The organism is Streptomyces sp. NPDC006643 (assembly GCF_042870175.1).
Classification (GTDB): Bacteria; Actinomycetota; Actinomycetes; order Streptomycetales; family Streptomycetaceae; genus Streptomyces.
The window spans coordinates 1-12,284 of the sequence record NZ_JBIAHA010000038.1 but is presented as its reverse complement, the minus strand read 5'-3'; the positions used below and the strand labels follow the sequence as shown (position 1 = coordinate 12,284).

The 12,284-nt window shown below is 71.4% G+C and carries 8 protein-coding genes; 7 read left to right on the top strand and 1 reads right to left on the bottom strand.

The features are described 5' to 3' along the window. Positions 1–248: 248 nt before the first annotated feature. The gene (locus ACFYNU_RS36255) at positions 249–1,022 is read right to left on the bottom strand and encodes a hypothetical protein (RefSeq protein ID WP_356593128.1); all 774 of its coding nucleotides are present in this window, start codon (positions 1,020–1,022) and stop codon (positions 249–251) included. Between the two features lie 109 nt (positions 1,023–1,131). Here ACFYNU_RS36255 and ACFYNU_RS36250 point away from each other — a divergent pair, with 109 nt between their 5' ends. The 7 genes from ACFYNU_RS36250 to ACFYNU_RS36220 all read left to right on the top strand — a co-directional run bounded on the left by ACFYNU_RS36250 (position 1,132) and on the right by ACFYNU_RS36220 (position 12,156). Next, complete coding sequence (locus ACFYNU_RS36250) at positions 1,132–1,929, top strand: adenosylcobinamide-GDP ribazoletransferase (RefSeq protein WP_356593130.1); 798 nt, start codon at positions 1,132–1,134, stop codon at positions 1,927–1,929. 202 nt (positions 1,930–2,131) lie between these two features. Next, entirely contained in the window at positions 2,132–3,682 is a 1,551-nt protein-coding gene (locus tag ACFYNU_RS36245; protein ID WP_356593132.1) for a leucyl aminopeptidase, read from the top strand. 462 nt (positions 3,683–4,144) lie between these two features. Then, on the top strand, positions 4,145–5,533 hold the full coding sequence (gene lpdA / locus ACFYNU_RS36240; RefSeq protein ID WP_356593134.1) for a dihydrolipoyl dehydrogenase: 1,389 nt from the start codon (positions 4,145–4,147) through the stop codon (positions 5,531–5,533). Between the two features lie 99 nt (positions 5,534–5,632). Then, the gene (sucB, locus tag ACFYNU_RS36235; RefSeq protein ID WP_356593136.1) at positions 5,633–7,465 is read left to right on the top strand and encodes a 2-oxoglutarate dehydrogenase, E2 component, dihydrolipoamide succinyltransferase; all 1,833 of its coding nucleotides are present in this window, start codon (positions 5,633–5,635) and stop codon (positions 7,463–7,465) included. A gap of 197 nt (positions 7,466–7,662) precedes the next feature. After that, entirely contained in the window at positions 7,663–8,286 is a 624-nt protein-coding gene (locus ACFYNU_RS36230; protein WP_356593138.1) for a GntR family transcriptional regulator, read from the top strand. Between the two features lie 216 nt (positions 8,287–8,502). Further along, a complete protein-coding gene (aceE, locus tag ACFYNU_RS36225; RefSeq protein WP_356593140.1) occupies positions 8,503–11,181 on the top strand; it encodes a pyruvate dehydrogenase (acetyl-transferring), homodimeric type in 2,679 nt (892 codons plus the stop codon). 156 nt (positions 11,182–11,337) lie between these two features. Beyond that, the gene (locus ACFYNU_RS36220; RefSeq protein WP_356593142.1) at positions 11,338–12,156 is read left to right on the top strand and encodes a MerR family transcriptional regulator; all 819 of its coding nucleotides are present in this window, start codon (positions 11,338–11,340) and stop codon (positions 12,154–12,156) included. Positions 12,157–12,284 lie beyond the last annotated feature (128 nt).

Here is a 12,284-nt window from a genome sequence, read left to right as displayed (position 1 = left end):
AGCCGTGCCTCCGCGACTCCACCGGTGACGCGGCGCGGCACCGGGGCGCGCGGTCCGGACGGCGGAGGCCCGTGCGGTGAACGCCCCAGCCGTACACGCCCGCCGCCGGGCGGCGACGCCGAGGGGTGCCGCTCCTCAGGAGACGACGGCGCGCGCCGGGACCACGGCGCTGCCCCCGGTGGCGTGCGGGCCAGGCCTCGGAGCCGTACATCGTGAAGTCCTTCACCGCACCGCCGCGCGCGCACGGCTCACGGCGGTGGGCCCGGGATCGCGGGGGGCTTCGGCTCGGCGTCCGGGGCGCCGCCGATCCAGTCCTGGACGCGGCGGCGCGGGCCGGACCAGCGGCGGTCGCGGTGGTACGCGCGCAGCGTCATCCGGGCGCGCGCCCAGTGGCGGCGCCGGTAGAACCGGCGGGCCCAGAACGAGCCCGGTCGCGCGAGCCGGAGCGCGCCGATGATCGCCACCGGGGGCACCAGCACACCCACGAGCGCCATCGGGAGTTTCCCCTTGAGCAGCGTGACGAGGACGAAGACGAAGCTGAAGCCGAGGCTCACCAGCAGCGAGACCCGGTCCTGCCGTTCCTCCGACGAGAGCGAGTCGACGCCGAGCGGCGAGTAGCCGCTCAGTACGAGGAGGGCCAGCGCGGCGGCGAGGACCACGATCTCCACGCTCTTGCGGCCCTGCTCCGTCCAGTACACGTCGTCCAGATGCAGGACCAGCGCGAACTCGTCGAGGACCAGACCGGCGCCCATCCCGAAGATCACCGCCCACACCGCCGCCCCCACGCCGTGTCTGCCGCTGCCGACCGCGCCGAAGCCGCCGATCACCATCAGGATCACGCCGGGCACCACGTGGTGGATGTGCATCCCGCCGGGCCGGACGTTGCGGAACGGTCCCTTCCCCGCACGGATCAGCCGGGTAATCATGCGCGTGATCGCGAAGGTCAGCACGAAAGCGACCAGCGCGAGCAGCATGGGCACCTTGCCCGGCTCGACGAAGTTCTGGTGGAACCAGGAACCCATGCCACCCGCCTCCACTTCGGGGCATTCACCCCACTTGCACATATCTGGCACGCCTATGCGCAACTTACCGGTCGAAGGCCCCGGCCCCCGCCCGGCTACCCTTCGCGCGATGAGCGCCCCACGTTCCACGCACACCGCCGCCGACGGCATACGGTTCGCCTTCGGCACGCTCACCGCGCTCCCGGTCCGCGTCACCCGCTGGGACCGCGAGGCCGCCCGCGCCGGGATGCTCGCCGCGCCGCTGGCCGGTCTCGCCGTCGGCCTGTGCGCCGCCGCAGTCGGCGGTCTGCTGCTCCTCGCGGGCGCGGCCCCGCTGCTCGCCGCCGTCGCGACCGCCGCCGTCCCCGCCGTGCTCACCCGGGGACTGCATCTCGACGGTCTCGCCGACACCGCCGACGGACTCGGCAGCGCGAAACCGGCCGAGGACGCGCTGCGGATCATGAAGCGGTCGGACATCGGGCCGTTCGGCGTGATCACGCTGCTGCTCGTCCTGCTGGCGCAGGTGGCCGCGCTGACGGAGCTGTACGACGAGGGCTGGGCGTACGGCGCCGTCGCCGCCGCCCTCTCGGCCGTCACCGCGCGGCTCGCGCTGACGCTGGCCGCGCGCGCGGGCGTACCGCCGGCCCGGCCCGACGGGCTGGGCGCCACCGTCGCGGGCTCCGTGCCCGCGCGGGCGGCGCTGCTCACGGCGGCGCTGGTGACGGCCGTCTCCGCCGCCGTGTGCGGCGGCCTGTTCGGGGCGTACGGCGCCCTGCACCACGCCCTGGCCCTCGTCGCCGGCCTCGGCGCCGCCCATCTGCTGCTGAGGCACTGCGTACGCCGATTCGGCGGTGTCACCGGCGATGTCTTCGGCGCTCTCGCCGAGACGGCGGCGACGGCCACCCTGGTTGTCCTGACGCTGGGCTGACGGCCCGTCGGCGAAGCCGGTCGACCGTGGTGTACAGGGGCCGGATGTCCGAAGTACGACCGCCGCTGTGAACGGACGTGAACACCGCGCGTAGGCTCGCATCGGTGCTCCGCAGGCCGAAATACGATGCGGTGGGCACGGCCGGGCCTGCGAAAGACCGGCTTCCGCCGAAGAACTTCTATGGAAGCGAGATTTCACCACCGTGACTGCTCTCACTCTCAGCACAGCCGGCGCGGCGACGTTGCGCGCCGACGCGATCGTCGTCGGCGTCGCCAAGGGAGCCAAGGGCCCGGTCGTCGCACCGGGCGCCGAGGCCGTGGACAAGGCGTACGACGGCAAGCTCGCCTCCGTCCTCGAGTCCCTCGGTGCCACTGGTGCCGAGGGCGAGGCGACCAAGCTCCCCGCGCCGTCCGGCCTCAAGACCCCGATCGTCATCGCGGTCGGTCTCGGCACGGCCCCCGCGAAGGACGAGGCGTACGGCGCCGAGACCCTCCGCCGCGCCGCCGGTGTCGCCGCCCGCACCCTGTCCGGCGCCAAGAAGGCCGCGTTCGCGCTTCCCATGGAGGCGGCCGAGGACGTCGCGGCCGTCGCGGAGGGCGCCCTGCTCGGGGCGTACGCCTTCACCGCGTACCGCGGCGCCGAGCAGAAGTCCGCCAAGTCCGGCGCGGGCGCCAAGAAGGACGGCGGTGTGAAGCTGCCGCTCGGCGAGGTCACCCTGCTCGGCGCGAAGCCGCGCGACAAAGCCCACAAGGCGGCGGTCGAGCGGGCGATCTCGCTGACCGAGGAGATCAACCGCGCGCGCGACCTGATCAACACCCCGCCGAACGACCTGTATCCGGAGACCTTCGCCGCCATCGCCACCGCGGTCGGCAAGGAGCACGGCGTCAAGGTCCAGGTCACCGACGAGAAGGCCCTCGTCAAGGGCGGCTACGGCGGTCTCCTCGGCGTCGGCCAGGGCTCGGAGCACGGACCGCGCCTCGTACGCCTGGAGTACACGCACGCCAAGGCGAAGAAGACGATCGCCCTGGTCGGCAAGGGCATCACCTACGACTCGGGCGGCATCTCGCTCAAGCCGCCGGGCCACAACGAGACGATGAAGTGCGACATGAGCGGCGCCGCGGCCGTCCTCGCCGCCGTCGTCTCCGCCGCCCGCCTCGGCCTCCAGGTCAATGTCACCGGCTGGCTGGCGCTCGCCGAGAACATGCCGTCGGGCACCGCCACCCGCCCCGGTGACGTGCTGCGCATGTACAGCGGCAAGACCGTCGAGGTCCTGAACACCGACGCCGAGGGCCGGCTCGTCCTCGCGGACGCGATCACCCGCGCCTCCGAGGAGAAGCCGGACGCGATCGTGGACGTGGCCACGCTGACCGGCGCCATGGTCGTCGCGCTGGGCAACCGCACCTTCGGCATCATGTCGAACGACGACGCGTTCCGTACGTCCGTGCACGAGATCGCCGAGGAGGTCGGCGAGGCGTCCTGGCCGATGCCGCTCCCGAGCGAGCTGCTCAAGGGCATGGACTCCCCCACCGCCGACATCGCGAACATGGGTGAGCGCATGGGCGGCGGTCTGGTCGCCGGACTCTTCCTCAAGGAGTTCGTCGGCGAGGGCATCACCTGGGCGCACCTGGACATCGCCGGCCCGGCCTTCCACGAAGGCGCGCCCTACGGCTACACCCCCAAGGGCGGCACCGGCTCGTCGGTCCGCACCCTGGTCAGGCTCGCCGAGCGCACCGCCGCGGGCGACCTGGGCTGACGCGGACGTCGGCTCCGCGCCGCCGTCGGGAATGTGTGGCCCGCCCAGCGGGTTCCGGTTGAGTACCGGGGACCGCGGGGCGGGCTGTTCCGCTCCCCGCGAAACGCGAGCGTGCCGCAGGTCACCGCACCGGTGTCGCACCGGTACCGCAGCGGACGCCGGAGTGCGGGCATCCGTAAGGAGGCCGCGCCGCGTGCGTGGCACGTGGGGCGCACGTGTACGACGTGTGTACGTCGCGCGTACGGGCATCCGCACGAGTGTCCGTACGAGTCAGTAACCCCTGATCGCGGCCGACCGGCCGTCTCAGAACCCCGGCCCCGCGTCCCGCCGCCCTCCGACAAGTGCGAAGATGGGTTCTCGGCAGGACAGGGCCCCCACCACAGGGCCGACGAAACAGCGGCCGAACACCAGCCGCCGCCCGGTCATCGACCGCGCCCGGCGCACATGCATGGAGGACGTGACGTGGCGAACGACGCCAGCACCGTTTTCGACCTAGTGATCCTCGGCGGCGGTAGCGGCGGTTACGCCGCGGCGCTGCGCGGAGCGCAGCTGGGCCTGGACGTCGCCCTGATCGAGAAGGACAAGGTCGGCGGTACCTGCCTGCACAACGGCTGCATCCCCACGAAGGCCCTGCTGCACGCCGGCGAGATCGCCGACCAGGCGCGCGAGTCCGAGCAGTTCGGGGTCAAGGCCACCTTCGACGGCATCGACATCGCGGGTGTCCACAAGTACAAGGACGAGGTCGTCTCCGGCCTCTACAAGGGCCTTCAGGGCCTGATCGCCTCCCGCAAGGTGACCTACATCGAGGGGACGGGGCGGCTCTCCTCCCCGACCTCCGTCGACGTCGACGGCCGCCGCGTGCAGGGCCGCCACGTCCTGCTCGCCACCGGCTCCGTACCGAGGTCGCTGCCCGGTCTGGAGATCGACGGCCAGCGGATCATCTCCTCGGACCACGCGCTGAAGCTGGACCGCGTCCCGAAGACGGCGATCGTCCTGGGCGGCGGCGTCATCGGCGTCGAGTTCGCCTCCGCGTGGAAGTCCTTCGGCACGGACGTCACCGTCATCGAGGGCCTCAAGTACCTCGTACCGGTCGAGGACGAGAACAGCTCCAAGCTGCTGGAGCGGGCCTTCCGCAAGCGCGGGATCAAGTTCAACCTCGGCACCTTCTTCGAGAAGGCCGAGTACACGCAGGACGGTGTGCGCGTCACGCTGGCCGACGGCAAGACCTTCGACGCGGAGGTGCTGCTGGTCGCGATCGGCCGCGGCCCCGTCTCGCAGGGCCTCGGCTACGAGGAGCAGGGCGTCGCGATGGACCGCGGCTTCGTGCTCGTGGACGAGTACATGCGGACGAACGTCGAGACGATCTCGGCCGTCGGTGACCTCGTCCCCACGCTCCAGCTCGCGCACGTCGGCTTCGCCGAGGGCATCCTCGTGGCGGAGCGGCTGGCCGGCCTGAAGACCGTCCCCGTCGACTACGACGGTGTGCCCCGGGTGACGTACTGCCACCCCGAGGTCGCCTCCGTCGGTATCACCGAGGCCAAGGCCAAGGAGATCTACGGTGCGGACAAGGTCGTCGCTCTGAAGTACAACCTGGCGGGCAACGGCAAGAGCAAGATCCTGAAGACCGCGGGCGAGATCAAGCTCGTCCAGGTCAAGGACGGCGCCGTCGTCGGCGTCCACATGGTCGGTGACCGGATGGGCGAGCAGGTCGGCGAAGCTCAGCTGATCTACAACTGGGAGGCTCTGCCGGCCGAGGTCGCGCAGCTCATCCACGCGCACCCGACGCAGAACGAAGCCCTCGGCGAGGCGCACCTGGCGCTGGCCGGCAAGCCGCTCCACGCCCACGACTGATGACGCATCAGTCCGAGCGCGACGACCACTACCGCACTTCCCCTCGCTCGGCGCTCCGCGCAAGCTGGGGAGATCCCACCGTTAGGAGCAGCTGAAACCATGGCGGTTTCCGTAACCCTGCCGGCGCTCGGCGAGAGCGTCACCGAGGGCACTGTCACCCGCTGGCTGAAGGCCGAGGGCGAGCGCGTCGAGGCCGACGAGCCGTTGCTCGAGGTCTCCACCGACAAGGTCGACACCGAGATCCCGGCGCCCGCCGCCGGGGTCCTGGCGTCGATCAAGGTCGCCGAGGACGAGACGGTCGAGGTCGGCGCCGAGCTGGCCGTGATCGACGACGGCACGGGCGACGCTCCCGCCGCCGAGGCGCCGCAGCAGGCGGCGGCTCCGGCCGAGGCCGCGCCCGCGCCCGCCGCCGAGCCCGAGCCGGCCCCCGAGCCCGCTCAGGAGGCCCCGGCGGCTCCGGCGCCCGAGCCCGCGCCTGCCGCTGAGGCTCCGGCCGCCGGCGGCTCCGCCGAGGGCACGGACGTCACCCTGCCGGCGCTCGGCGAGAGCGTCACCGAGGGCACCGTCACCCGCTGGCTGAAGGAGGTCGGTGACGCGGTCGAGGCCGACGAGCCGCTGCTCGAGGTCTCGACGGACAAGGTCGACACCGAGATTCCCGCCCCGGTCGCCGGTGTGCTGCTGGAGATCGTGGTCGGCGAGGACGAGACGGCGGAGGTCGGCGCGAAGCTGGCCGTGATCGGCGCCGAGGGTGCCGCTCCGAAGCAGGAGGCCCCGAAGCAGGAGGCCCCCGCAGCCGCTCCGGCACCGGCGCCCAAGCAGGAGGCACCCGCAGCCGCCCCGGCACCGGCGCCCAAGCAGGAGGCACCCGCACCCGCGCCGAAGCAGGAAGCGCCCGCTCCGGCACCGGCGCCCGCCCCGAAGCAGGAGGCACCTGCTCCGGCCGCACCCGCCGCCGCCCCGGCCGCTCCCGCTCCCGCCGCCGGTTCCGGTGACGAGGGCGCGTATGTGACACCGCTCGTGCGCAAGCTCGCCGCCGAGAACGGCGTCGACCTGGCCTCGGTCAAGGGCACCGGCGTCGGTGGCCGCATCCGTAAGCAGGACGTCGTCGCCGCGGCGGAGGCCGCCAAGGCCGCCGCCGCCCAGGCTCCGGCCCCCGCCGCCGCCCCGGCTCCCGCCGCGTCGAAGGCCCCCAAGCTGGAGGTCTCCCCGCTGCGTGGCCAGACGGTCAAGATGCCGCGCATGCGCAAGGTCATCGGCGAGAACATGATGAAGGCGCTGCACGGCCAGGCTCAGCTGACGTCGGTCGTCGAGGTCGACATCACCAAGCTGATGAAGCTGCGCGCGCTGGCCAAGGAGTCCTTCGCCGCCCGTGAGGGCGTGAAGCTGTCCCCGATGCCGTTCTTCGTCAAGGCCGCGGCCCAGGCGCTGAAGGCGTACCCGGTCGTCAACGCCCGTATCAACGAGGACGAGGGCACCATCACGTACTTCGACTCGGAGAACATCGGCATCGCCGTGGACTCCGAGAAGGGTCTGATGACGCCGGTCATCAAGGGCGCGGGCGATCTGAACCTCGCCGGCATCGCCAAGAAGACCGCCGAGCTGGCGGGCAAGGTCCGCGGCAGCAAGATCACACCGGACGAGCTGTCCGGCGCGACCTTCACCATCAGCAACACCGGCTCGCGCGGCGCCCTGTTCGACACGATCATCGTGCCCCCGAACCAGGTCGCCATCCTGGGCATCGGCGCGACGGTCCGCCGTCCGGTGGTCATCAACCACCCGGACCTCGGCGAGACGATCGCGGTGCGCGACATGGTCCACGTCGTGCTCTCCTACGACCACCGCCTGGTGGACGGCGCGGACGCCGCCCGCTACCTGACGGCGGTCAAGGCGATCCTGGAGGCGGGCGAGTTCGAGGTCGAGCTCGGCCTGTAGTCCGCATCCGTACGTACACGACGGCGCCCCCGTCCGGAGAGATCCGGCCGGGGGCGCCGTCGTGCGCGTGCACCCCCGCCGCCCGTGCAAAGGGTTCCCCCGCACCTCGTAAGGAGTCCGCCTCTGTGCGTCATCAAGCACCTGACACCCCCCTCAGGAGGGGTAACCTCGGCTCGGTCACCCGAAGGAGTCCCGTCATGACCCCGCCCGTCGTCCACTCGCTGCGCGAGCAGATCCGCGAGCACATCGTGGAGGGCATCGTCAGCGGACGCTGGAAGCCGGGTGAGCGGATCGTCGAGCGGCGGATCGCGACCGAGCTGGCCGTCAGCCAGACACCCGTACGCGAGGCGCTGCGCGAGCTGGAGTCGTTGCGGCTGATCGAGTCCGCGCCGAACAAGGGCGTGCGGGTACGGAATCTGACCGCCGCGGACCTTGAGGAGAGTTACCCGGTACGGGCCGGTCTGGAGCAGATCGCCGCCGAGCTGGCCGCCGAGCGGCTGGCGACCGACACCTCCGCCCTGGAGCCGCACGTGACGGCGCTGTACGAGGCCGACCGGCGGGCCGACGGGACCGCGCAGGTGCGCCACACCGTCGACTTCCACCGCGAGCTGGTACGGGCCGCCGGGAACGGCGTGCTGCTGCACACCTGGGAAGGGCTCGGCATCGAGGTGTTCACGGCGCTGTCGATCCGATGGCTCGGCACGGTGCAGAAGTCGTACGCCGAGGAGCACCAGGAACTGGTCGAGGCCTTCCACCGCCGCGACCCGCTCATCGGCGCACTGGTGAAGGACCACGTGCTCGGATGTGCGCCGCGCGCCTGAGCGGACGCCCGGTTCCTACCGTTTCGCGGCGTCACCGCGTGCCCTGCCCATCGGCACTGGATGCCAATTTCTTCAGATCATGAAATTTTGCCGTCAACTCTTTGATCGATCATCGATCAGCGACTTACAGTCGACAGCGGGCTGCACCCAGCCCATCGCCCTGTCCTGCCAGACAAGGCCTCTTTTGACCCTCCTCCTGTCCGGAAGGCGGCGACCATGCCCGACCCCGTAGGCAAGCTTCCGAGCGAGCTCGACCAGCTCCCGGACCGCGACGCCGAGGAAACCGCCGAATGGGCGGCCTCTCTCGACGCCGTCACCGAGCATGCGGGCCCGCACCGTGCGGCGTACCTGATGCGGCGCACGCTCCAGCACGCCGAGAGCGCCGGGGTTCCCGTGCCCGCTCTGCTGGAGACGGACTATCTGAACACCATCCCGACCGCCGCCGAGCCCGCCTTCGACGGCGACGAGGCGATGGAGTCCCGGATCGCCGGCTGGAACCGCTGGAACGCCGCGGCGATGGTCACCCGTGGCGCGCGGTTCGGCGTCGGTGGCCACATCGCCACCTTCGCCTCGGCCGCCTGGCTCTACGAGACGGGCTTCAACCACTTCTTCCGCGGCAAGGAGGGGGGCTCCGGCGACCAGCTCTACATACAGGGCCATGCCTCCCCCGGCATCTACGCCCGCGCGTTCCTCGACGGGCGGCTCACCGAGGAGCACCTCGACAACTTCCGTCAGGAGGCCGGCGGCAAGGGCCTGCCCTCCTACCCGCACCCGCGGCGGCTGCCGTGGCTGTGGGAGTTCCCCACCGTCTCGATGGGCCTCGGCCCGCTCTCCGCGATCTACCAGGCGCGCTTCAACCGCTACCTGACGAACCGCGGCATCAAGGACACCTCCGCATCCCACGTATGGGCGTTCCTCGGCGACGGCGAGATGGACGAGCCCGAGTCGACGGCGGCACTCGCCCTCGCGGCCCGTGAGGGGCTCGACAACCTCACCTTCGTCATCAACTGCAACCTCCAGCGCCTCGACGGCCCCGTCCGCGCGAACTTCAAGATCGTGCAGGAGCTGGAGTCCCAGTTCCGCGGCGCGGGCTGGAACGTCGTGAAGTCGCTGTGGGGCTCCGCCTGGGACGAGCTGTTCGCGCTCGACACCACGGGCGCCCTCGTAAGGAGGCTGCGCGCCGTACCGGACGCGCAGTTCCAGACGTACGCGACCCGCGACGTCGCGTACATCCGTGAGCACTTCTTCGGCGCCGAGCCCGCGCTCGCCGAGCTGGCGAAGCTGCTGACCGACGCGAAGATCGCCGAGTGCTTCCACACCTCGCGCGGCGGCCACGAGGCCCGCAAGGTGTACGCGGCCTACCGCGCCGCGCTCGCCCACAAGGGCGCGCCGACCGTGGTCCTCGCGCAGACGGTGAAGGGCTACACGCTGGGCGCCGGCTTCGAGTCGCGCAACGCCAACCACCAGATGAAGAAGCTCTCCGGGGAGCAGTTCCGCGCGATGCGGGATCTGCTGGAACTTCCCATCCCCGACTCGACGTTGAACGAAGAACTGGTGCCGTACGCCCACCCCGGCGCCGATTCCCCCGAGGTCCGCTATCTGCAGGAGCGGCGTGCCGAGCTCGGCGGGCCCGCCCCGGCCCGCCGAGTGCATGCCGTCGCCCTGCCCCAGCCGTCGGAGAAGACGTTCCAGTCGGTCTACAAGGGTTCCGGCAAGCAGTCGGTAGCCACGACCATGGCGTTCGTCCGGCTCGTGAAGGACCTGATGCGGGACAAGGAGACCGGCAGGCGCTGGGTCCCGATCGTCCCCGACGAGGCGCGTACGTTCGGTATGGAGGCGCTGTTCCCGTCGGCCGGCATCTACTCGCCGCTGGGCCAGACGTACGACCCGGTCGACCGCGACCAGATCATGTACTACAAGGAGGCCAAGGACGGCCAGATCCTCAACGAGGGGATCACCGAGGCCGGTTCGATGGCCGACTTCATCGCCGCCGCCACGTCGTACGCGACGCACGGCGAGACGATGATCCCGTTCTACATCTTCTACTCGATGTTCGGCTGGCAGCGCACGGGCGACCAGATGTGGCAGCTCGCCGACCAGCTCGGCAAGGGCTTCATCGTCGGCGCGACGGCCGGCCGTACGACCCTGACGGGCGAGGGCCTCCAGCACGCGGACGGCCACTCGCACCTCCTCGCGGCGACGAACCCGGCCTCGCTCAACTACGACCCGGCGTTCGCGTACGAGATCGCGGTCATCGTCAAGGACGGCCTGCGGCGGATGTACGGCCAGACGGCCCCCGGTGAGGACTCGAACGTCTTCTACTACCTCACCGTCTACAACGAGCCGATGCCGCAGCCCGCCATGCCCGAGGGCGTGGAGGAGGGCATCGTCAAGGGCCTCTACCGCTTCAAGGAGGGCGTGCCCGCCAAGGCGGACGCGCCGAGGCTCCAGCTGCTCGCCTCCGGCACGGCCATCCACTGGGCCCTGGAGGCCCAGGAACTGCTCGCCGCAGAGTGGGGCGTCACGGCCGACGTCTGGTCGGCGACGTCCTGGGGCGAGCTGCGCCGGGACGCCCTGGAGTGCGACGAGGCGCTGCTGCGCGGCGAGCAGCGCGTGCCGTACGTGACGCGCGCCCTGGACGGCGCGCCGGGCCCGGTGCTGGCCGTCAGCGACTGGATGCGCCAGGTGCCCGACCAGATCAGCCAGTGGGTCGAGCAGGACTACTCCTCGCTCGGTACGGACGGCTTCGGCCTCTCCGACACACGTGAGGCGGCCCGTCGGCACTTCGGTGTCGACGCCCGGTCGATCGCGGTCGCGGCGCTGGCGCAGCTCGCGCGGCGCGGCGAGGTGCCCGCGTCGTCGGTGAAGGAGGCGCGGGAGCGCTACGGCCTCTGAGCCCCCGGCGTCCCGCCCCCCGTTCCGGGCGCGTCGCCTCTGTAAGGAAGCGGCTCCGGCCGGCCCTCGTGGTCGGCCGGAGCCGCTTCCTCATGAGGCCGTGGACACGGCATGCTTGACCCTGACACCGTGTGAAGCCGTGCAGTAGGGGACGTCATGTTCACCATCGGAGACTTCGCCAGGCACGGCCGTGTGTCGGCCCGCATGCTGCGTCACTACGACGCGATCGGGCTGCTGCGTCCCGCCCACACCGACGCGTACAGCGGCTACCGCTACTACACGGCGGCCCAGCTCGCCCAGCTCAACCGGGTCATCGCCCTCAAGGATCTCGGGTTCACGCTCCAGCAGGTGCGGGAGATCCTCCAGGACCGCGTGAGCCCGGAGGAGCTGCGGGGGATGCTCACGCTGCGGCGGGCCGAGCTGGCGGCGGCGATGGCGGCGACCGCCGCCACACTGGTCCAGGTCGAGGCGAGGCTCCGGTCGATCGAGAGCGAGGGGCACATGCCCACCGAAGATGTCGTCGTCAAGGCCATTCCGACGGTACGGGTGGCCGAACTGACCGGCGTGGCCGCCAGTTACGAACCCCAGGACATCGGCCCGGTGATCGGGCCTCTGTACGAGGAGCTGTTCTGCCGCCTGGGCGCGGCCGGGGTGGCTCCGACGGGGCCCGGTATCGCCCGCTACGAGGACGTCCCCGACGGGAACGGCGCCGTCGTCGTCCACGCGGGGGTGACGGTCTCCGCGGACCCGGCGCCGGGCCAGGACTTCGAGATCCTGGACCTGCCTCCCATCGAGCGGGCCGCGACGATCGTGCACCGGGGCTCGATGGAGTCGATCATGCCGACCGCGCAGATCCTGGCCCGCTGGATCGACACGGGCGAGCACCGCTCGGCGGGCTACGCGCGCGAGGTCAACATCGAATGCCCGGCGGACAAGGACAAGTGGGTGACCGAACTCCAGGAGCCCTTGGCCTAGGGCGTGTCCGGAAAGTAGCGTCGTCCGCCCGCAGGGCGGGGCCCGCGGCGGCTGGTGCGGTGCGTCGCAAGGCGGAGGATCGGCCTCGTACCGGGCGTACTCGGCCGACTCCGACACCGGGGGCACCT

Coding starts and splice junctions, on each gene's coding strand:
- ACFYNU_RS36255 (WP_356593128.1), bottom strand. CDS start 1,022: ATGGGTTCCTGGTTCCACCAGAACTTCGTCGAGCCGGGCAAGGTGCCC.
- ACFYNU_RS36250 (WP_356593130.1), top strand. CDS start 1,132: ATGAGCGCCCCACGTTCCACGCACACCGCCGCCGACGGCATACGGTTC.
- sucB (WP_356593136.1), top strand. CDS start 5,633: ATGGCGGTTTCCGTAACCCTGCCGGCGCTCGGCGAGAGCGTCACCGAG.
- ACFYNU_RS36230 (WP_356593138.1), top strand. CDS start 7,663: ATGACCCCGCCCGTCGTCCACTCGCTGCGCGAGCAGATCCGCGAGCAC.
- aceE (WP_356593140.1), top strand. CDS start 8,503: ATGCCCGACCCCGTAGGCAAGCTTCCGAGCGAGCTCGACCAGCTCCCG.
- ACFYNU_RS36220 (WP_356593142.1), top strand. CDS start 11,338: ATGTTCACCATCGGAGACTTCGCCAGGCACGGCCGTGTGTCGGCCCGC.